Origin of the sequence: Streptococcus mitis (genome assembly GCF_946190115.1) — a bacterium.
Lineage (GTDB): Bacteria > Bacillota > Bacilli > Lactobacillales > Streptococcaceae > Streptococcus > Streptococcus mitis_CO.
In genome coordinates this window covers 63,291-84,331 of record NZ_CAMHZG010000006.1, presented here as the reverse complement: position 1 = coordinate 84,331, position 21,041 = coordinate 63,291, and the positions used below count along the sequence as shown (strand labels likewise).

General features: G+C 41.7%; 21 protein-coding genes. 14 read left to right on the top strand and 7 right to left on the bottom strand.

What is annotated here, in order from left to right:
- The 4 genes from N8L90_RS04785 to pyrE all read left to right on the top strand — a co-directional run bounded on the left by N8L90_RS04785 (position 1) and on the right by pyrE (position 3,886).
- Entirely contained in the window at positions 1–1,059 is a 1,059-nt protein-coding gene (locus tag N8L90_RS04785; RefSeq protein WP_261024395.1) for a UDP-N-acetylglucosamine--N-acetylmuramyl-(pentapeptide) pyrophosphoryl-undecaprenol N-acetylglucosamine transferase, read from the top strand.
- A 9-nt stretch (positions 1,060–1,068) separates the two neighbouring features.
- Entirely contained in the window at positions 1,069–2,286 is a 1,218-nt protein-coding gene (locus N8L90_RS04780; RefSeq protein WP_203176469.1) for a cell division protein FtsQ/DivIB, read from the top strand.
- Between the two features lie 232 nt (positions 2,287–2,518).
- Entirely contained in the window at positions 2,519–3,220 is a 702-nt protein-coding gene (pyrF, locus tag N8L90_RS04775; protein WP_101781318.1) for an orotidine-5'-phosphate decarboxylase, read from the top strand.
- Between the two features lie 33 nt (positions 3,221–3,253).
- Positions 3,254–3,886 carry an orotate phosphoribosyltransferase gene (pyrE, locus tag N8L90_RS04770; RefSeq protein WP_101781317.1) on the top strand — a complete coding sequence of 211 codons (633 nt, stop codon included), beginning with the start codon at positions 3,254–3,256 and terminating at the stop codon, positions 3,884–3,886.
- Positions 3,887–4,061: 175 nt separating this feature from the next.
- On the opposite strand, the gene N8L90_RS04765 is transcribed toward pyrE, so the two are convergent.
- The 4 genes from N8L90_RS04765 to N8L90_RS04750 are packed head-to-tail and all read right to left on the bottom strand — an operon-like array spanning position 4,062 to position 7,016.
- On the bottom strand, positions 4,062–4,928 hold the full coding sequence (locus tag N8L90_RS04765; RefSeq protein WP_261024391.1) for a cysteine ABC transporter substrate-binding protein: 867 nt from the start codon (positions 4,926–4,928) through the stop codon (positions 4,062–4,064).
- Positions 4,929–4,939: 11 nt separating this feature from the next.
- Entirely contained in the window at positions 4,940–5,698 is a 759-nt protein-coding gene (locus N8L90_RS04760; RefSeq protein WP_000004999.1) for an amino acid ABC transporter ATP-binding protein, read from the bottom strand.
- Positions 5,699–6,376, bottom strand: a complete 678-nt coding sequence (locus tag N8L90_RS04755) for an amino acid ABC transporter permease (protein ID WP_153192056.1) — start codon at positions 6,374–6,376, stop codon at positions 5,699–5,701.
- Complete coding sequence (locus N8L90_RS04750; RefSeq protein WP_261024389.1) at positions 6,336–7,016, bottom strand: amino acid ABC transporter permease; 681 nt, start codon at positions 7,014–7,016, stop codon at positions 6,336–6,338. The genes N8L90_RS04755 and N8L90_RS04750 overlap by 41 nt, the downstream gene beginning before the upstream one ends.
- A gap of 215 nt (positions 7,017–7,231) precedes the next feature.
- Here N8L90_RS04750 and lctO point away from each other — a divergent pair, with 215 nt between their 5' ends.
- From lctO to N8L90_RS04720, 6 genes are all read left to right on the top strand, one after another.
- Positions 7,232–8,368 (top strand): L-lactate oxidase, encoded by a 1,137-nt coding sequence (gene lctO, locus N8L90_RS04745; protein ID WP_000120723.1) that lies wholly within the window; start codon positions 7,232–7,234, stop codon positions 8,366–8,368.
- A 289-nt stretch (positions 8,369–8,657) separates the two neighbouring features.
- Complete coding sequence (locus N8L90_RS04740; RefSeq protein WP_261024438.1) at positions 8,658–9,053, top strand: CopY/TcrY family copper transport repressor; 396 nt, start codon at positions 8,658–8,660, stop codon at positions 9,051–9,053.
- Positions 9,054–9,063: 10 nt separating this feature from the next.
- Positions 9,064–9,435 (top strand): cupredoxin domain-containing protein, encoded by a 372-nt coding sequence (locus tag N8L90_RS04735; protein ID WP_261024388.1) that lies wholly within the window; start codon positions 9,064–9,066, stop codon positions 9,433–9,435.
- 9 nt (positions 9,436–9,444) lie between these two features.
- On the top strand, positions 9,445–11,688 hold the full coding sequence (locus N8L90_RS04730) for a heavy metal translocating P-type ATPase (protein WP_261024386.1): 2,244 nt from the start codon (positions 9,445–9,447) through the stop codon (positions 11,686–11,688).
- Positions 11,689–12,010: 322 nt separating this feature from the next.
- Entirely contained in the window at positions 12,011–13,786 is a 1,776-nt protein-coding gene (spxB, locus tag N8L90_RS04725; protein WP_261024385.1) for a pyruvate oxidase, read from the top strand.
- 154 nt (positions 13,787–13,940) lie between these two features.
- Positions 13,941–14,288 (top strand): VOC family protein, encoded by a 348-nt coding sequence (locus N8L90_RS04720; protein WP_261024384.1) that lies wholly within the window; start codon positions 13,941–13,943, stop codon positions 14,286–14,288.
- Positions 14,289–14,453: 165 nt separating this feature from the next.
- Here N8L90_RS04720 and N8L90_RS04715 read toward each other — a convergent pair whose 3' ends face one another.
- Positions 14,454–14,798, bottom strand: a complete 345-nt coding sequence (locus N8L90_RS04715; protein ID WP_000913393.1) for a lipopolysaccharide assembly protein LapA domain-containing protein — start codon at positions 14,796–14,798, stop codon at positions 14,454–14,456.
- A gap of 326 nt (positions 14,799–15,124) precedes the next feature.
- On the opposite strand from N8L90_RS04715, the gene N8L90_RS04710 reads away from it, so the two are divergent.
- From N8L90_RS04710 to manA, 3 genes are all read left to right on the top strand, one after another.
- Complete coding sequence (locus N8L90_RS04710; protein ID WP_001291472.1) at positions 15,125–15,385, top strand: SemiSWEET family transporter; 261 nt, start codon at positions 15,125–15,127, stop codon at positions 15,383–15,385.
- A 208-nt stretch (positions 15,386–15,593) separates the two neighbouring features.
- Positions 15,594–17,033, top strand: coding sequence for a 6-phospho-beta-glucosidase (locus tag N8L90_RS04705; protein ID WP_049487062.1), 1,440 nt, complete (start codon positions 15,594–15,596; stop codon positions 17,031–17,033).
- Between the two features lie 120 nt (positions 17,034–17,153).
- Complete coding sequence (gene manA / locus N8L90_RS04700) at positions 17,154–18,098, top strand: mannose-6-phosphate isomerase, class I (protein ID WP_001294313.1); 945 nt, start codon at positions 17,154–17,156, stop codon at positions 18,096–18,098.
- Positions 18,099–18,138: 40 nt separating this feature from the next.
- On the opposite strand, the gene N8L90_RS04695 is transcribed toward manA, so the two are convergent.
- On the bottom strand, positions 18,139–19,479 hold the full coding sequence (locus N8L90_RS04695; RefSeq protein ID WP_261024382.1) for a sodium-dependent transporter: 1,341 nt from the start codon (positions 19,477–19,479) through the stop codon (positions 18,139–18,141).
- Positions 19,480–19,714: 235 nt separating this feature from the next.
- Here N8L90_RS04695 and N8L90_RS04690 point away from each other — a divergent pair, with 235 nt between their 5' ends.
- Complete coding sequence (locus N8L90_RS04690; RefSeq protein WP_261024380.1) at positions 19,715–20,455, top strand: MerR family transcriptional regulator; 741 nt, start codon at positions 19,715–19,717, stop codon at positions 20,453–20,455.
- A 41-nt stretch (positions 20,456–20,496) separates the two neighbouring features.
- Here the strand turns inward: N8L90_RS04690 and N8L90_RS04685 are convergent, their stop codons facing one another.
- Positions 20,497–21,018, bottom strand: coding sequence for a DUF1697 domain-containing protein (locus N8L90_RS04685; protein WP_261024379.1), 522 nt, complete (start codon positions 21,016–21,018; stop codon positions 20,497–20,499).
- Positions 21,019–21,041: the final 23 nt, after the last annotated feature.

Sequence of the window (21,041 nt, the reverse complement as noted above, 5' to 3'; positions counted from 1 at the left end):
ATGAAAAAAATTGTCTTTACAGGTGGGGGGACGGTTGGACACGTGACCCTCAATCTTTTGTTGATGCCCAAGTTCATCGAAGATGGTTGGGAAGTTCACTATATCGGGGATAAGCGTGGTATCGAACACCAAGAGATCCTCAAGTCGGGTCTAGATGTCACCTTCCATTCCATTGCGACTGGAAAATTGCGTCGTTATTTCTCTTGGCAAAATATGCTGGATGTATTTAAAGTTGGCTGGGGAATTGTCCAATCGCTCTTTATCATGTTGCGACTTCGTCCACAGGCTCTTTTTTCAAAGGGAGGCTTTGTCTCAGTACCGCCTGTTATCGCAGCGCGTGTGTCAGGAGTGCCTGTCTTTATTCACGAATCTGACCTGTCCATGGGCTTGGCCAATAAAATCGCTTATAAATTTGCGACGAAGATGTATTCAACCTTTGAGCAAGCTTCGAGTTTGTTTAAGGTCGAGCATGTGGGAGCAGTGACCAAGGTTTCAGACCAAAACACTCCAGAACCCGATGAATTGGTAGATATTCAAACCCACTTTAATCCCCAATTGCCAACTGTATTGTTTGTTGGCGGTTCAGCAGGTGCTCGTGTCTTTAACCAATTGGTGACAGACCATAAGAAAGAGCTAACCGAGCGCTACAATATTATCAATCTAACTGGAGACTCTAGCCTGAACGAGTTGAGCCAAAATCTTTTTCGTGTTGACTATGTGACCAATCTCTATCAACCCTTGATGGAATTGGCTGATATTGTTGTGACACGAGGTGGTGCCAATACGATTTTTGAGCTCTTGGCCATGGCAAAATTACATGTCATTGTGCCACTTGGTCGTGAAGCTAGTCGTGGAGACCAGATTGAAAATGCAGCCTACTTTGTAAAAAAAGGCTATGCAGAAGAGCTTCAAGAAAGCGATTTGACCTTGGACAGTTTAGAAGAGAAGCTTTCTCACTTACTAAGTCACAAGGAAGATTACCAAGCTAAGATGAAGGCTTCTAAGGAATTGAAATCTCTAGCAGATTTTTATAAACTATTGAAAAAAGATTTATCATAAGGAAAGTAAATGTCAAAAGATAAGAAAAATGAGGGCAAAGAAATCCTCGAAGAATTGAAAGAGTTATCAGAATGGCAGAAACGAAACCAAGAATACCTAAAAAAGAAGGCTGAAGAAGAGGCAGCCCTAGCTGAGGAGAAGGAAAAGGAAAGACAAGCTCGAATGGGAGAAGAATCTGAGAAGTCAGAGGACAAGCAGGATCAGGAGAGTGAAACAGACCGGGAAGATGAAGAATCAGCTAAGGAAGAGTCTGAAGAAAAAGTAGCATCCTCAGAGGGTGACAAAGAGGAAGAAGAGAAAGAAGAATCAGGGTCTAAAGAGGACGAGGAACAGGATAAAAAGCTTGCTAAAAAGGCTACAAAAGAAAAACCAGCCAAAGCAAAGATTCCTGGCCTTCATATCTTACGAGCCTTAACGATTTTATTTCCAAGTCTGCTTTTATTGATTGTCTCTGCCTACTTACTCAGTCCTTATGCGACCATGAAGGATATCCGTGTTGAGGGAACGGTGCAAACTACGGCTGATGATATTCGACAAGCTTCAGGCATTCAGGATACGGATTATACGATTAACCTTCTGCTAGACAAGGCAAAATATGAAGAGCGGATCAAGTCTAACTATTGGGTGGAATCAGCTCAGCTTGTCTATCAATTTCCAACCAAGTTCACTATCAAGATCAAGGAATATGATATTGTTGCCTACTATGTTTCTGGAGAAAGTCATTATCCAATTCTTTCAAGCGGTCAGCTTGAGACCAGTGCGGTAAGTTTGGTCAGTCTACCAGAAACTTATTTATCAGTTCTCTTTAATGATAGCGAACAAATCAAAACCTTTACGTCAGAACTTGCTCAAATTAGCCCAGAACTCAAGGCGGATATCCAAAAGGTGGAATTAGCCCCAAGCAAGGTAACTTCCGATTTAATTCGATTGACCATGAATGATTCGGACGAAGTCTTGGTTCCCCTTTCTGAAATGAGTAAGAAACTGCCTTATTACAGCAAGATTAAGCCTCAATTGTCAGAACCGAGTGTGGTCGATATGGAAGCTGGAATCTACAGCTACACTGTAGCGGATAAATTAATTATGGAAGCAGAAGAAAAAGCCAAAAAAGAGGCCGAAGAAGCTGAGAAGAAACAGGAAGAAGAACGTAAACGTTTAGAAGAACAGAAAAAACAAGAGGAACAGAGCAATCGAAACCAAACGACCCAGCGTTCACCGCGTCGCTAGGTTTACCTTTTCTCTTATCGTTCTTTAGTAACCATGTTTTTACTTGACAAGTGCTGATAGAAATAATAGAATAGTAAAAAACCTTTAAAGCAGTCCAGAGAGGCAGCTAAGGTTAGACGGTGAAAGGGTGGAGACTACCCATTTTTCGTGGAACCTTGCTGTTGGCAGGTTCCTTTTTTCGTGGCTTCTTGTGGCCAGACTCTCTCACTAGCAAAGGTAAAAGGAGAAACCTATGCGAGAACATCGTCCAGTCATTGCTCTTGATTTTCCTAGTTTTGAGGCGGTCAAGGAATTCTTAGCTCTTTTTCCAGCAGAAGAAAGCCTTTATCTTAAGGTAGGGATGGAGCTTTATTACGCAACGGGGCCTGAGATTGTGTCTTACTTGAAAGATCTGGGTCACAGTGTCTTTTTGGATCTCAAGTTGCATGACATTCCCAATACAGTCAAATCAGCTATGAAGGTCTTATCTCAGCTTGGTGTGGATATGACCAATGTTCATGCTGCTGGCGGTGTAGAGATGATGAAGGCTGCGCGTGAAGGTCTTGGAAGTCAAGCCAAATTGATCGCTGTAACGCAGCTTACATCAACATCAGAAGCTCAGATGCAGGATTTTCAAAATATTCAAACCAGTCTGCAGGAGTCTGTGATTCATTATGCTAAGAAGACAGCTGAAGCCGGATTAGATGGTGTTGTTTGCTCAGCTCAGGAAGTGCAACTCATCAAGCAGGCTACCAATCCAGAGTTTATCTGTCTGACACCGGGCATTCGTCCTCAGGGAGCAGCTGTTGGAGATCAAAAACGCGTGATGACGCCAGCGGATGCTTATCAAATCGGTAGTGACTATATCGTAGTGGGACGTCCCATTACCCAAGCTGAGGATCCTGTTGCAGCTTATCATGCCATCAAGGATGAATGGACACAGGACTGGAATTAAAGAACTAGATTAGAAAAATAAAAGGAGAATACCATGACACTTGCTAAAGATATTGCTAGCCACCTCTTGAAAATTCAAGCCGTTTACCTCAAACCAGAGGAGCCTTTCACTTGGGCATCTGGTATCAAGTCACCGATTTATACTGATAATCGTGTGACATTAGCCTATCCAGAAACTCGTACTCTCATTGAAAATGGTTTTGTGGATGCTATCAAAGAAGCCTTTCCAGAGGTAGAAGTGATTGCAGGGACTGCAACAGCAGGGATTCCGCACGGAGCTATTATTGCTGACAAGATGAACTTGCCATTTGCCTACATCCGTAGCAGACCAAAAGACCACGGAGCTGGTAACCAAATCGAAGGCCGCGTGGCTCAGGGACAAAAGATGGTAGTGGTTGAAGATCTCATTTCAACTGGTGGTTCTGTTCTTGAAGCTGTTGCAGCAGCTAAGCGAGAAGGAGCAGATGTGCTTGGAGTTGTAGCGATTTTCAGCTACCAATTGCCAAAAGCAGACAAAAACTTTGCAGATGCAGGTGTCAAACTTGTGACGCTTTCAAACTACAGTGAGCTTATCCATCTAGCCCAAGAAGAAGGCTACATTACGCCAGAAGGCTTGGACCTTCTAAAACGCTTTAAAGAAGACCAAGAAAATTGGCAAAATGCCTAAAACATAGAAAATCAGGTAGTCACTAGGATTACCTGATTTCTTTTTGTGATGTTATTGGATCTGATACTCAATGAAAATCAAAGAGCAAATTAGGAATCTAGCCGCAGGTTGCTCAAAGCACGGCTTTGAGGTTGTAGATAAAGCTGACGCGGTTTGAATTGATTTTCGAAGAGTATTAGTCAACTTTTCCGCCTTCAACAACTAGATCATCTGCTTTAGCAGCGTCACCGTAGGTTGGGTGGAGTGTTTTTTCATAAGCCTTGTGGAAGAAGTTTTCCTTACCTAATTTTTCAATATCTTTATTGATGAAGTCTAGCAATTCTTGGTTGCCTTTTTGAACTGCTGCTGCGATGGTATCTGGATCACCGAGGGAAGTAATTCCTACTTCAAATCCTTTATTTTCAAGTGCCCAAGCTAGGACTTCCGTATTGTCAGTTGAAAAGGCATCTCCACGTCCGTCAAGAAGGGCTTGGTAAGAGTCACTGTATTGGTCGTATTTTTGGAGTTTTACTTCTGGATGATTTTTTTCAAAATAAGTTTCAGCAGTCGTTCCTTTTGTGACAATCAAGGTTTTACCTTCAAGTTGTTTGACGTCAGTAATGAGACCAGTCTTAGGTGATACGACACCCAGAGAAACTTTCATGTATGGAAGGGCAAAATCAACTTGTTTCTTACGTTCGTCAGTTACTGTAAAGTTGGCAAGGGTAATATCCACCTTGTTTGAAATCAAGTATTCCGCACGATTTGCAGCATCGACTGAAACGTATTTGACCTTGACACCAAGGTCTTGGGCCAGTTGATTCCCAAGTTCGATATCGTAACCTTGGTAAGAACCGTCATTGTCAACGTAGCCAAACGGTTTCTTGTCTCCAAATACGGCGATTCGTAGTTCACCGCTTTTTTTGATTTCATCGATTGTGCGAGCCTTGGCAGTGGTTTTACCTGACGATGCACCACCATTTCCACCTGAGCTACAAGCTGTGACAAAGATAAGGGCAAAGGCAAGTGCTAAAACAGTTAAGAGTGGTTTGAGTAGTTTCATAAGAATCTCCTTTATAGATATGAGCCAAATTGGCTAAAGTCAAAGACGTTTAAAAATTCCTGAGCTCGTTTGGTTTGCGGATTGGTAAAGAAGGCTTGAGCTGTTCCTTCTTCAGCAATTTTCCCTTGGTCGAGGAAGATAATCCGATCGGCAATTGCTTGAGCAAACTGCATTTCATGGGTTACTAAAATCATGGTGCGACCTTCTTGAGCCAAGTCATTGATCAGTTCCAGAACCTCACGCACCATTTCTGGATCCAGCGAAGCAGTCACTTCGTCAAAAAGGATGATTTCTGGATGCATGAGGAGGGCACGGACAATTGCAACCCGTTGCTTCTGTCCACCAGATAATTGACGAGCAAAGCTATGTTGTTTGTCCAGTAAACCAACACGCTCCAGTAGTTGCAGAGCTTCTTCCGTTACTTCCTTCTTGTCTCTTCCCTGAGCCTTGATAGGGCCTAGGATGAGGTTTTGTAGGACATCCAGATGGGGAAAGAGTTCATAACTTTGAAAGACCATGCCAATCTTTTGTCGAACTAGGTGAAAGTCTTTTTTATTTTCAACGATGGACTGACCATCCAGCAGGATATCTCCACCTTGAATACTTTCTAAGCCATTGAGGCAACGAAGCAGGGTACTTTTTCCACAACCAGATGGCCCTAGGATGACTACAACTTCCCCTTTTTTGATATCTAGGGATAGTCCTTGGAGGATGGGATTGTCTCCGAAGGATTTTTTTAGTTCCTTGATTTCTAAGATAGTTTCAGACATTTAGTTCCTCCAATGTTTTTCTAAGTGAGTGGATAGTTTGGAAATAGGGAAGCAGATTGCGAAATACAAGACTAGAATGGTTCCATAAATCCAGAAGGAAGCGGTTGGGATGGTCAGGCGATTGCTGTCGATGATTTGTTGCCCAACCTTAGTAACCTCAACAACCCCAATCAAGACAACCAAGGAAGTGGTTTTAATCATCCGAGTGACAAGGTTAATGGCCTGAGGTAGCAGTCTTCTCAAAACCTGTGGGATGATGATGTGGTAGTAAAGTTGAACATTGGTCAAACCTAGCGCCTGTCCACTTTCAAACTGATGCTTAGGGAGGGAAGTGATGGCTCCACGGACCAAGTCCCCCATTTCAGCTGTTCCCCAGAGGGTAAAAACGATAATAGCAGAAGTCTCGCCTGAGATATTGATATTAAAGTTTCGAGCCAAGCCAAAGTAAACGATGAAAAGTAGCACCAGCTGGGGCATGATACGGATAAATTCCAGATACAATCGTGTTAAAAATCGTATGATTCTAGAATGAGAGGTCATGATGATTCCCATGACTGTTCCGAACATCATGGATAAGAGGACAGAAAGGATGGATATCCCAATCGTAACGCCCAATCCCTGTAAGATTCTCAAGAGATTATTTCCCTGAAAGAGTACTTGGATTCCCGAATCCTGCATGGCGGAGCCTCCTTTCTATCCAGCTAAAGACCAGTGAGATGGGTAGCAGCATGATCAGATAAGCAACTACCAACATAGCTAGCGCAATGTCTGTCTCATAGTAGAGCCCAATCAAGTCCTTGGCGACATACATGAGATCGGCCAAAGCCACTGCTGAGAAAACAGAGGTTTCCTTGATCAGGAAAATGACATTGGCACTAAAAGAGGGGAGTGCCACCGCTGTTGCTTGCGGAAGAACCACATAGCGAAAGACCTGTAGAGGTGTCAGACCAATGGCCAATCCAATCTCCTGCTGGGTTTGACTGACGGCTTCCAGGCCACTTCGGAAAGATTCTGCCATATAGGAGCCTCCTAAAAAGACCAGTCCTAAAGTGGCACAGACTTCTGAAGATAGGACAATCCCTACTCTAGGAAGACCGAAGTAGAGAAAGAAGAGTTGAATCAAAAGGGGCGTATTGCGTGACAATTCAATATAGGCTGTCGCTACTTGCGCCAAAACAGGGATTTGATAGTGTCGGATGATACTAACGATTAAGCCGAGCAGAAAGGATCCCAGAATCCCCCAAACTGCAATATGCAAGGTCAGAAGAAATGCCTTTTGATATAGTGGTAGATATTGTTCAACAATGGACCAATCCAAAAATAGAACCTCCCATCTAGAAATAATACAGTTATTGTAGCACTTAAAATCTCCTTTGGATAATATCTATTTTTTATTGCCCTTATAAGGATTTTTTATCATAGACATAAAATTTCTGAAATTTCCAAACAAAATATTTGAAAAATTTTGAAAAAAGAGTTAAGATATTTTTGTAATATACAAAGTAAACGCTTACTTATCAAGGAGGACATTTTATGTCATACAAAACAAGCAATGCAGAAGGTCATGTAGATTTCATTAATACCTATGATTTGGAGCCAATGGCGCAACAAGTTATTCCTAAAGCAGCATTTGGCTATATCGCTAGTGGGGCGGAAGATACTTTCACTTTACGTGAGAATATTCGTGCCTTTAACCACAAACTCATCGTTCCTCATACACTTTGCAATGTAGAAAATCCAAGTACAGAGATTGAATTTGCAGGTGAAAAATTGTCTTCACCAATCATTATGGCGCCTGTTGCGGCTCATAAATTAGCAAATGAACAGGGGGAAGTGGCGACTGCGCGTGGTGTTCATGAGTTTGGTTCCCTCTATACAACGAGCTCTTACTCTACTGTTGACCTTCCAGAAATTACGGAAGCCCTTCAAGGGACGCCTCATTGGTTCCAATTTTACTTTAGTAAGGATGATGGCATTAACCGCCACATTATGGACCGTGTGAAGGCTGAAGGCTACAAAGCGATTGTCTTGACGGCAGATGCTACTGTAGGGGGCAATCGTGAGGTGGACAAGCGCAATGGTTTTGTCTTCCCAGTTGGCATGCCGATTGTTGAAGAATATCTGCCAGAAGGTGCTGGTAAATCAATGGACTTTGTTTACAAATCAGCTAAACAACGCTTGTCTCCACGTGATGTAGAATTCATCGCTGAATACTCAGGACTTCCTGTTTATGTCAAGGGACCACAATGCCGTGAGGATGTTGAACGTTCGCTTGCTGCGGGAGCATCTGGTATCTGGGTAACCAACCATGGTGGCCGTCAAATCGACGGTGGACCAGCTGCCTTTGACTCACTTCAAGAAGTAGCTGAAGCAGTTGATAAACGCGTGCCAATTGTCTTTGACTCAGGTATTCGTCGTGGTCAACACGTCTTTAAAGCCTTGGCTTCAGGAGCAGACTTGGTAGCTATTGGTCGCCCGGTTATCTATGGCTTGGCTCTCGGTGGTAGTGTTGGTGTGCGTCAAGTCTTTGAGCACTTGAATGCGGAATTGAAGACAGTTATGCAGTTATCTGGAACTCAGACTATTGAAGATGTCAAACACTTCAAACTCCGTCACAACCCATACAACCCAACCTTCCCAGTTGACCCACGTGACTTAAAATTGTATTGATAAAACAGCTTGCCTCCACTAAGTGTGGAGGTTTTTGCTTGTGTTTTATACTCTTCGAAAATCTCTTCAAACCCCTTGGAGTATATATGTGACTGAAACCTCAAGGCAGTGCTTTGAACAGCCTGCGGCTAGCTTCCTAGTTTGCACTTTGATTTTTATTGAGTATAAACACTTTTGAAATAAAGATTTTAAAAAAAGAGAAAGATTTGAATTTCATAGTTGACAAATGTAGATTTTCTGAGTATACTAATAATTGTAATTGACAAATGTAGATTTTGGAGGTGTGATGATGCAGATTTCAGATGCAGAATGGCAGGTCATGAAGATTATTTGGATGCAAGGAGAGCAGACTAGTACGGATTTGATCAGGGTTCTGGCGGAGCGGTTCGACTGGTCCAAGTCGACTATTCAGACTCTTTTGGCTCGTTTGGTTGAGAAAGAGTGTCTGACTCGGAAAAAAGAAGGCAAGTCCTTTGTCTATTCAGCCCTTTTAACTTTGGACCAAAGTCGGGATTTACTTGTCCAAGATATCAAGGACAAGGTTTGTTCTCGTAGGGTTAAGAACTTGTTGGCTGATTTGATTGCTGAATGTGATTTTACTCTGGCTGACTTGGAAGGCTTGGAAGAAGTGATTTCTAAGAAGAAATCAAGCGCTGTAACAGAAGTAAAATGTAATTGTATGTAAAGGAGACGTCATGTTAAATAGCATTGTAACCATTGTTTGTATTGCCCTTATCGCCTTTATCTTGTTTTGGTTTTTCAAAAAGCCTGAAAAATCTGGACAAAAAGCCCAGCAAAAAAACGGCTACCAAGAGATTCGAGTGGAGGTCATGGGTGGCTATACGCCTGAGTTGATTATCCTCAAGAAATCAGTGCCAGCCCGCATTGTCTTTGACCGCAAGGACCCTTCACCCTGTCTGGACCAAATTGTTTTTCCAGATTTTGGTGTACATGCGGACCTGCCTATGGGGGAAGAGTATATAGTGGAAATCACGCCTGAGCAGGCTGGAGAGTATGGTTTCTCTTGTGGCATGAATATGATGCACGGTAAGATGATTGTAGAATAGGAGAATGATATGACTGAAATTGTAAAAGCAAGTCTTGAAAATGGTGTTCAAAAAATCCGTATCACGGCAGACAAAGGCTACCATCCAGCTCATATACAGCTTCAAAAAGGGATTCCAGCTGAGATTACCTTTCATCGTACTACTCCTTCAAACTGTTATAAGGAAATTCTTTTTGAAGAAGAAGGCATCTTAGAACCAATCGGCGTAGACGAAGAGAAAGTCATTCGTTTTACACCTCAAGAATTAGGTCAACATGAATTTTCTTGTGGTATGAAGATGCAAAAGGGAAGTTATACAGTTGTTGAGAAGACTCGAAAATCTCTATCACTTTTACAGCGTTTTTGGATTACTAGTATCTTTACTGTGCCTCTTGTGATCCTCATGATTGGGATGTCGACAGGAGGAATTAGTCACCAAGTCATGCGTTGGGGAACCTTTTTAGCCACAACACCGATTATGCTAGTAGCAGGTGGTCCTTATATCCAAAGTGCTTGGGCTAGTTTTAAAAAGCACAATGCCAACATGGATACCTTGGTTGCTCTGGGAACCCTAGTGGCCTATTTCTATAGCTTAGTTGCCCTCTTCGCTGGTCTCCCCGTTTACTTTGAAAGTGCTGCCTTTATCTTCTTCTTCGTTCTTATGGGAGCCGTTTTTGAGGAGAAAATGCGGAAAAATACTTCCCAAGCTGTGGAGAAATTACTTGACTTGCAGGCTAAAACTGCAGAAGTCTTGCGTGAGGATAACTATGTTCAAGTCCCTTTGGAGCAAGTCAAGGTAGGTGACCTGATTCGAGTGCGTCCCGGTGAAAAGATTGCGGTTGATGGTGTCGTAGTAGAAGGTATCTCTAGTATTGATGAGTCTATGGTGACAGGTGAGAGTCTGCCTGTGGACAAGACAGTTGGAGATACCGTCATTGGTTCAACCATCAATAATAGTGGAACACTTGTTTTTAGAGCAGAAAAAGTTGGTTCAGAGACTGTTTTGGCTCAGATTGTGGATTTTGTGAAGAAAGCTCAAACCAGTCGTGCGCCGATTCAGGACTTGACGGATAAGATTTCAGGAATTTTTGTCCCAGCAGTTGTCATTTTAGGGATTGTGACCTTTTGGGTTTGGTTCGTCTTGCTCAGGGATAGTGTGGTCGTGCTTGGAGCTAGCTTTGTGTCCTCTCTTCTCTACGGAGTGGCGGTTTTGATTATCGCCTGCCCTTGTGCATTGGGACTTGCAACACCGACAGCCCTTATGGTGGGGACAGGTCGCAGTGCCAAGATGGGAGTTCTCCTCAAAAATGGAACGGTTCTACAGGAAATCCAGAAAGTTCAAACTATCGTCTTTGATAAGACCGGGACTTTGACTGAAGGGAAACCTGTGGTCACAGATATCATTGGAGACGAAGTAGAAGTGCTTGGATTGGCAGCTTCCTTGGAAGAAGCTTCTCAACACCCACTGGCTGAAGCCGTTGTGAAACGAGCGAGTGAAGCTGGACTTGAGTTTCAAACTGTTGAAAATTTCCAAGCCTTGCACGGGAAAGGTGTCTCAGGGCAAATCAATGGAAAACAAGTTTTGCTTGGAAATGCTAAAATGCTGGATGGCATGGATATTTCTAGAACTTATCAAGAAAAACTAGAAGAACTAGAAAAAGAAGCTAAGACAGTTGTTTTCTTGGCTGTGGACAATGAAATCAAAGGCTTGCTTGCTCTGCAAGATATTCCTAAGGAAAATGCCAAGCTTGCCATCAGTCAGTTGAAAAAACGAGGTCTTAAAACAGTCATGCTGACAGGAGATAATGCTGGTGTGGCGCGTGCCATTGCCGATCAGATCGGAATCGAAGAGGTCATTGCAGGTGTCTTGCCAGAGGAAAAAGCTCATGAAATCCATAAACTACAAGCGTCTGGCAAAGTAGCCTTTGTTGGGGATGGTATCAATGACGCTCCTGCCCTTAGTGTAGCAGATGTGGGGATTGCTATGGGAGCTGGAACAGATATTGCCATCGAGTCAGCAGATTTGGTGTTGACAACTAATAACCTCCTAGGAGTGGTTCGTGCTTTTGACATGAGTAAGAAAACCTTTAATCGAATTCTGCTCAATCTTTTCTGGGCCTTTATCTACAATGTCGCCGGAATTCCGATTGCAGCAGGAGTCTTTTCAGGTGTTGGACTGGCTCTCAACCCAGAACTGGCAGGTCTAGCCATGGCCTTTAGTTCTGTATCCGTTCTGACCAGTTCACTCTTACTAAACTTTAGTAAAATAGACTAAAAGCGGGCTTGCTCGCTTTTTATACTCTTCAAAAATCTCTTCCAACCACGTCAGCTTTGTCTGCAACCTCAAAGCTGTGCTTTGAGCAATCTGTGGCGAGCTTCCTAGTTTGCTCTGTGATTTTCATTGAGTATTATAAAACAGAAGCTAAAAACGTTTTCAAACTGTACTGTAATAGAGAATAAAAACTTCTGAGCAGATTCTTAGTAAAGTCAAAATAAATGTGATAAATTAGTATTGTAAAAATTTACTGAAACGTTTTCAAAAACTATATGAAACTTTTTTTAGTAGATTTAAAAATATTTGAAGGAGAGTTATCATTATGACTCAAGGGAAAATTACTGCATCTGCAGCAATGCTTAATGTATTGAAAACATGGGGCGTAGACACAATCTACGGTATCCCATCAGGAACACTCAGCTCATTGATGGATGCTTTGGCTGAAGACAAAGATATCCGTTTCTTGCAAGTTCGCCACGAAGAAACAGGTGCTCTTGCAGCGGTTATGCAAGCTAAATTTGGCGGCTCAATCGGGGTTGCAGTTGGTTCAGGTGGTCCAGGTGCGACTCACTTGATTAACGGTGTTTACGATGCAGCTATGGATAACACTCCATTCCTAGCAATCCTTGGATCACGTCCAGTTAACGAACTCAACATGGATGCTTTCCAAGAATTGAACCAAAACCCAATGTACAACGGTATCGCTGTATACAACAAACGTGTAGCTTACGCTGAGCAATTGCCAAAAGTAATTGACGAAGCTTGCCGTGCTGCAGTTTCTAAAAAAGGTCCAGCTGTTGTTGAAATCCCAGTAAACTTCGGTTTCCAAGAAATCGACGAAAACTCATACTACGGTTCAGGTTCATACGAACGTTCATTCATCGCTCCTGCTTTGAACGAAGTTGAAATCGACAAAGCTGTTGAAATCTTGAACAATGCTGAACGTCCAGTTATCTATGCTGGTTACGGTGGTGTGAAAGCTGGTGAAGTGATTACTGAATTGTCACGTAAAATCAAAGCACCAATCATCACAACTGGTAAAAACTTTGAAGCTTTCGAATGGAACTATGAAGGTTTGACAGGTTCTGCTTACCGTGTTGGTTGGAAACCAGCCAACGAAGTGGTCTTTGAAGCAGACACAGTTCTTTTCCTTGGTTCAAACTTCCCATTTGCTGAAGTTTACGAAGCATTCAAGAATACTGAAAAATTCATCCAAGTCGATATCGACCCTTACAAACTTGGTAAACGTCATGCCCTAGACGCTTCAATCCTTGGTGATGCAGGTCAAGCAGCGAAAGCAATCCTTGACAAAGTGAATCCAGTTGAATCTACTCCATGGTGGCGTGCAAATGTTAAGAATAACCAAAACTGGCGTGATTACATAAACAAACTCGAAGGTAAAACTGAGGGTGAATTGCAATTGTATCAAGTTTACAATGCAATCAACAAACATGCTGATCAAGACGCTATCTATTCAATCGACGTAGGTGACACTACTCAAACATCTACTCGTCACCTTCACATGACACCTAAGAACATGTGGCGTACATCTCCACTCTTTGCGACAATGGGTATTGCCCTTCCTGGTGGTATCGCTGCTAAGAAAGACAATCCAGATCGCCAAGTATGGAACATCATGGGTGACGGTGCATTCAACATGTGCTACCCAGACGTTATCACAAACGTTCAATACGACCTTCCAGTTATCAACGTTGTCTTCTCAAATGGTAAATATGCCTTCATCAAGGACAAATACGAAGACACAAACAAACACTTGTTTGGTTGTGACTTCCCTAATGCTGACTATGCGAAAATCGCTGAAGCTCAAGGAGCTGTTGGATTTACAGTTGACCGTATCGAAGACATCGATGCAGTTGTTGCAGAAGCTGTTAAACTCAACAAAGAAGGTAAAACTGTTGTTATCGATGCTCGCATCACTCCACACCGTCCACTTCCAGTAGAAGTACTTGAATTGGATCCAAAACTTCACTCAGAAGAAGCAATCAAAGCCTTCAAGGAAAAATACGAAGCAGAAGAACTCGTACCATTCCGCCTCTTCTTGGAAGAAGAAGGTTTGCAATCACGCGCAATTAAATAATTCCTCTCGTCGAAAATCAAATTTAAACTGTGTTATCTTCACCTTGCCGTACTTCAGTACTGCCTGCGGTTCGATGCCTTGTTTATTCTTTGATTTTCTTAGAGCGAAACTTAAAAAGATCGGAGCAATCCGGTCTTTTTATGGAGGATAGTAAATGAATTTAAATCAATTAGATATTATCGTTTCAGATGTTCCCCAAGTCTGTGCTGACTTGGAGCGTATTTTGGATAAAAAGCCCGATTATGTTGATGACAGTTTTGCTCAGTTTACGATTGGCAGTCACTGTCTGATGTTGTCCCAAAATCATTTGATTCCTTTGGAAGATTTTCAGTCAGGAATCATTCTTCATATCGAGGTTGAGGATGTAGACCAGAATTACCAACGGTTGAAAGAACTTGGTATCCAGGTTTTAAACGGACCAACTGTAACCGATTGGGGAACAGAGTCCTTATTAGTTAAAGGGCCTGCTGGTCTAGCGATTGATTTTTATCGTATGAAGTAGGTAATTCTATTATCAAATTTTTTATCTAAACATTCTTGGAGTGAAACTTAAAAAGATCGGAGCAATTCGATCTTTTTTGTATTTATGCGACTTTCAGTCCGTCTCGCTCCGTTAGGTGCGAGACAAAAAACCACCCGTTTTCACGGGTGGTTATGATTTCTACACTTATTGTTTGGCTTCCTGTTTTAATTGTTGCACCTGTTCCTCGTACTGGACAAGCTCCCTGTCTTTTATATTGATAGTCGCTTCTGCTTCAGCAATGCGGCTTCTCAGATCTTGAGTCTTGTTATGGTGATAGCTAATACCAATAGCACTACCAGCAATGATCCCGATTACTAGACAAGTAAAAATCACCAAAATCAAGGGAGCAGATAGTTGTGTAAAGACAAGACTGACAGTTACTGTTTGACGATTGAGTAGACCAAATGAGATCACAATGACTAATAAGCTCAAACCGCCAATTAGATAAGCCTTATCTTTCAGTGACAATTCATTAAATTTTTTTAGCATAAGTTCCTTTTCTCCTGACTATGTTGATAGAAAACTACACACCATTTAGGTATTAACAAAATTCATTTTACTAGAAAATTTCGATACTGTCAATAATTTCTAACGGCTTATTTACCATCAATCAATCGATTCATTGAAAAGGAGTATTCATTTTCTAATATTTGATTGAGTAAACAGAACGGAGCAATTCGGTCTTTTTTCTGTTCCCTCTTTCTTATAACAAGATTGTGATAGTTTATATCTTTATAACAAAAGTTTTAAAGACTTGATTGTTTTGAAAGAATATTTTAAAATAAGATTCAGTAAAAATGAAAGAGGTTTTGAAAATGTCTGAAAAACAAATGAAAATTTTAGGTTGGGTAGCGACCTTTATGTCTGTTATGATGTATGTGTCTTACTTCCCACAAATCATGAACAATCTGGCTGGTCAAAAAGGAAATTTCATCCAGCCCTTGGTTGCTGCCATCAACTGTAGTCTCTGGGTTTACTACGGTCTTTTCAAAAAAGAAAGAGATATCCCCCTTGCAGCAGCTAATGCACCAGGTATTATTTTTGGCCTAGTGACGGTTATTACAGCTTTGATTTAAAAGGAACAGAGGAGACTAGTTTTCAGTCTTCTTTTTTGTTTCAGGGGAGGCTATTTACTTTTTCTAGAGGATAATTTTTTAAAAAACAATCTGATAAACTTAAATAGTAGAATAGTATCAGTATGTCACAGTATTTTATAAGAAAAGGTTTACAGAATAAGTTATAATATAAGTAAATGAACAAGCAAATAAGAAAGTGAGTAGAGTTATGACCGAAAAACTGACTTTTCCGGATGGTTTCTTGTGGGGCGGAGCGACAGCTGCCAACCAGTGTGAGGGTGCTTATAATTTAGAAGGTCGTGGATTGGCGAATGTGGATGTCGTCCCCATCGGTCCAGATCGTGAAGCCATTATCACAGGTCAGAAAAAGATGTTTTCGTTTGAGGAGGGCTATTTTTACCCAGCCAAGCAAGCTATTGATATGTACCATCATTACAAGGAAGATATTGCCCTTTTTGCGGAAATGGGCTTTAAGACTTATCGTCTATCCATTGCTTGGACTCGGATTTTTCCTAAGGGCGACGAAACAGTGCCAAATGAAGCTGGTCTAGCCTTTTATGAGGATTTATTTAAGGAGTGCCACAAGTATGGTATCCAACCTCTGGTGACTATCACTCATTTCGACTGTCCTATGCACTTGATTACAGAGTACGGTGGTTGGCGCAATCGTCGGATGTTAGACTTCTATGAAAAACTTTGTCGCACACTCTTTACCCGCTATAAGGGTTTGGTCAAATATTGGCTTACCTTCAACGAAATCAACATGATTCTCCATGCCCCCTTTATGGGAGCTGGGCTCTGTTTTGAAGAAGGAGAAAATCAAGAACTGGTTAAATATCAGGCTGCACACTATGAGTTGGTAGCTTCAGCTCTTGCGACAAAGATTGCCCACGAAATTGACCCAGAAAATAAGGTGGGATGTATGTTGGCTGCAGGGCAATACTATCCTAACACAGCCCATCCAAGAGACTACTGGGCAGCCATGGAGGAAGACCGCAAGAGTTACTTCTTCATTGATGTTCAAGCGCGTGGGGAATACCCAAATTACGCAAAGAAGCAGTGGGAGCGTGAGGGAATTAAGATTCAAATGACGTTAGAGGATTTGGACTTGTTGAAGAATCATACTGTTGACTTTGTTTCCTTCTCTTACTATGCGAGCCGAGTGGCCTCAGGGGATCCAGAAGTGAGGAATATGACCGCTGGAAATGTCTTTGCCTCTATCAAAAATCCTTATCTGGAATCCTCTGAATGGGGTTGGCAGATTGACCCATTGGGACTTCGTATCACCCTCAATGCCATCTGGGATCGTTACCAAAAACCTATGTTCATCGTAGAAAATGGACTCGGTGTTATAGACACGCCAGATGAAAATGGCTATGTAGCGGATGACTATCGAATTGCTTATTTAGAGGCCCACATCAAGGCTATGCGAGATGCCATTTACCAAGATGGGGTTGACTTGCTCGGTTATACGACTTGGGGATGTATCGATTTGGTTTCAGCTGGAACGGGCGAAATGAACAAGCGCTATGGCTTTATCTATGTGGATCGAGATAATGCGAGTCAAGGAAGTCTCAAACGGAGCAAGAAGAAATCCTTCTACTGGTACAAGGATGTCATTGCCAGCAATGGTGCAAGTATTGAGTAGAGCACATTTGTTCACTATTTTTATAAAATCTTCTCTCTACTTTATATAATAGGAAAAAGAGTTCAACTGGAACTCTTTTTTTGCTATAATGAGGGGAGAAAAATCAGACAGGAGAATAAGATGTCAGAACCATTATTTTTACAATCAGTTATGCAAGAAAAAATCTGGGGTGGAACCAAGCTACGTGATGAGTTTGGCTACGACATCCCAAGTGAAAAAATCGGAGAATACTGGGCCATCTCAGCTCATCCAAATGGAGTCTCTAAAGTTTCCAATGGTCGTTACGAGGGAACAGACCTAGCTACTTTGTATGCAGAACACCGTGAATTGTTTGGCAATCGTCCAGAACCTGTATTTCCGCTTTTGACTAAGATTCTGGATGCCAACGACTGGCTCAGCGTCCAAGTTCACCCAGATGATGCTTATGGACTGGAGCATGAAGGCGAACTTGGAAAAACAGAATGCTGGTACATTATCGCAGCGGATGAAGGTTCAGAGATTATCTACGGTCACAATGCTAAGTCAAAAGAAGAACTCCGCCAGCAAATCGAGGATAAAAACTGGGAGGACTTGCTGACAAAAGTTCCTGTTAAGGCTGGAGATTTCTTCTATGTGCCAAGTGGCACCATGCATGCTATCGGGGCAGGCATCTTGATTCTTGAAACCCAACAGTCTAGTGATACAACTTACCGCGTCTATGACTTTGACCGTAAGGATGATAATGGCAACTTGCGTGAACTTCACCTTGAAAAATCTATCGATGTTTTGAACATTGGAGAGCCTGCCAATAGCCGTCCTGTAACTGTTAAAGCAGATGATTTGCGTTCCACTCTCCTTGTATCTAATGATTTCTTTGTAGTTTACAAGTGGGAAATCACTGGAAAAGTTGATTTTGAGAAGACAGCTGATTACACCTTATTCAGTGTCTTAGCTGGTCAAGGTCAGCTAACTGTTGACGGAAAAAACTATCCAATCCAAAAAGGCAGCCACTTTATCCTACCAAGTGATGTTGAAGCTTGGATTCTGGAAGGGCAAGGTTTGGAATTGATTGTTAGTCATCCATAAAAAAGAAAGGGCCTGAGTTCATTACTCAAGTCCTTTTTGATTACATAAATTGGGCGATAAAGACCACGATGATGATGATAGGAATGATAAAACGAAGAAGGAAGAGCCAGATTTGGAACAGTCCCTGTTTCCATGCTTTTTCATCGAGATGAAGTTCCTCCATTGCAAGAGCCTTTTTAAAGATATAGCCTGTAAAGAGTGAAAGGCAGAGAGCACCAAATGGCATGAGGAGATTAGAAACCAAGAAGTCCATAGCATCAAAGAAGGTCTTCCCAAAGATATGAACATCCGCCATAACACCGTAAGATAGGGCTGAAGGAATTCCAAAGACAAAGGTCAAGATTCCTAAAATAGCACTCCATTTAGCACGCTTACTGTTGTCCTGATTGGTGATATTACCCACATTGATTTCCAGCATAACAACGGAAGAAGTGACCGTCGCAAAGAGGAAGAGCAGGAGGAAGAGGATGTAGAAAATGGTTCCAAAAGGCATCTTGTCAAAGAGCTGAGGCAAGACGATAAATAGCAAGCTTGGTCCCCCTTCAGACTGGATATTGAAGGCTGACATAGCAGGAAAAATGGCTAGACCTGCCATGATGGACACCGAGATGTTCATTGCTACGATAGAAATTCCTGACTGGACTAGATTTGTTTTCTTATCCAAATAAGAAGCATAGGTAAGCATGGCTGTAACCCCTAGTGAGAGGGCAAAGAAAGATTGTCCCAGAGCATAGAGGAGACCAGCACTTGTCAGCTTAGAGAAGTCTGGTTTGAGGAAGTAAAGAACCCCTTCCATGGCATTTGGCAAACTGAGAGAGCGCCCAATGATGACAACAAAGATGATAAAGAGCAGGGGCATCATGACCTTAGAAGCTCTTTCAATCCCTTTTTGAACCCCACGTGATACAATAAAGATATTCAATAAGATAAAGGCTGCTTGAGCTCCGAGGGCAATGGCTGGGTTTGAAATGATTGAAGTAAATAGCTGGGCATAATCACCCGTTCCACCAAGTTGGAACAATTTTCCAAACTCAATGCCTAGATAGACTAAAATCCATCCTCCAATAACACTATAGAAAGATAAGAGTATAAAGAGGGCAAAGGCACCAATCCAACCGATAAAGTTGTACTTACTATTCTTTCCTAGTTTTCCAAAGGTTTTAATCCCAGAGACACCAGCACTTCGTCCGAGTGCAAATTCAGCTAGCAAAAGAGGGAAACCAATTAGAATAGTGGAGATGAGAAAGACTAGTAAAAAGCCTCCTCCACCGTTAGCAGCAGTCATATAAGGAAATTTCCAAACGGCTCCAAGTCCGATGGCTGAACCAGCAGATGCTAGGATAAAGCCCAGTTTAGAACCCCATTGCGATTTTTCAGACATAGTTAAACTCCTAAAATTAGTATTACAAAAGAAAAAGCTACTGCCCTTGGCAAATAGCCTCATAAGTACTCAAAATGAGCCTTTCTTTTGATTGATAGACTTGACTATCCTATCATGTTTTCTAAGGTCTGTCAAGAAAACCATTTTCATGTTATGATAAAGTAAAAAAATTTCGCAAAAACGCTTGACTCTGACCTAAGGGGAGGGGGTATACTATTATTGTAAGGAGGAAATCATGTACCATATAAAAGAAGCTGCCCAGCTTTCGGGTGTCTCTGTCAAGACCCTGCACCACTACGATAAGATAGGACTTTTGGTTCCTTTAAAGTCGGAAAACGGCTATCGAACCTATAGCCAAGAGGATTTGGAGCGACTTCAGGTTATTCTGTATTATAAATATCTAGGTTTTTCTTTAGAAAAAATAGCAGAGCTATTAAAGGAAGAAAGGACAGATTTATTGCCCCATCTGACCAGACAGTTGGACTATTTGACTCAAGAAAGGGAACATCTGGATACCTTGATTTCCACCTTGCAGAAAACCATTCAAGAACAAAAAGGAGAAAGAGAAATGAGTATTCAAGAGAAATTTGCTGGATTTAACTACCAAGACCATCAAAAATACCACCAAGAGGCGGTAGAGAAATATGGACAAGAGGTGATGGACCAAGCGCTGGAGCGCCAGAAAGGTCACGAAGACGAAGCTACGGCTGCCTTCAACCAAGTTTTTCAAGCTTTGGCACAAAATCTTCAAGCTGGACTGCCTGTAACAGCAACAGAAAATCAAGAAGAAGCAACCAAACTCTTGCAAGCTATTCGTACTTATGGATTTGACTGCTCTATTGAGGTATTTGGTTATATCGGTAAAGGCTACGTTTATAACCCAGAGTTTAAGGAAAACATTGACAAATTTGGACCTGGAACAGCCCAGTACACATCAGATGTGATTGCCCACTATGTCCAAACTCAGACAAAATAAAATCGGAGGAGTATTCTTCCGATTTTTACTAAATTCAAGCACTACTTGCTTAATAATTTTTCTACTACATTTAGTTTTCGCATGGTCAAATCTACATTGAAAAGTTTTTCAAGATAGTTAGTATTGAGCTTTTTTTGTTTTGCAGTTCTAGGGAGATAGAGGTAGAGACAGTGATTACCGACACAAATTTCTTCTTCGCCGTAATCCATTTTTAATTTTTCTAAAGGGAGACTTTGAATAGGTTCTTGATAAAAAATCACGTGTACACGGTCATAAAGATAGTGTTCTCCAAACGGATTTTCTTGGACAATGTTTTTAAAAATATCCTTATTCTTAATGATTATTTTGAGATCGGCTCCAATCTTTTCCTTTATTAGAGTATGAACCTGTTCTCGTATTTTTTCGAGAGCTAAGTTACTTTCAAGAATAATATTTCCACTTTGAATATAGGTTCGAACTTGTTGAAAACCAGCTTCTGTCAAGATATCTACTAGATAAGACATTTTAGGGATAGCATTTTTTCCATTAGGAGTAACTCCCCTTAACAAGATAATATGTTCCAAAGGACTTCCTTTCTTTTGGGGTG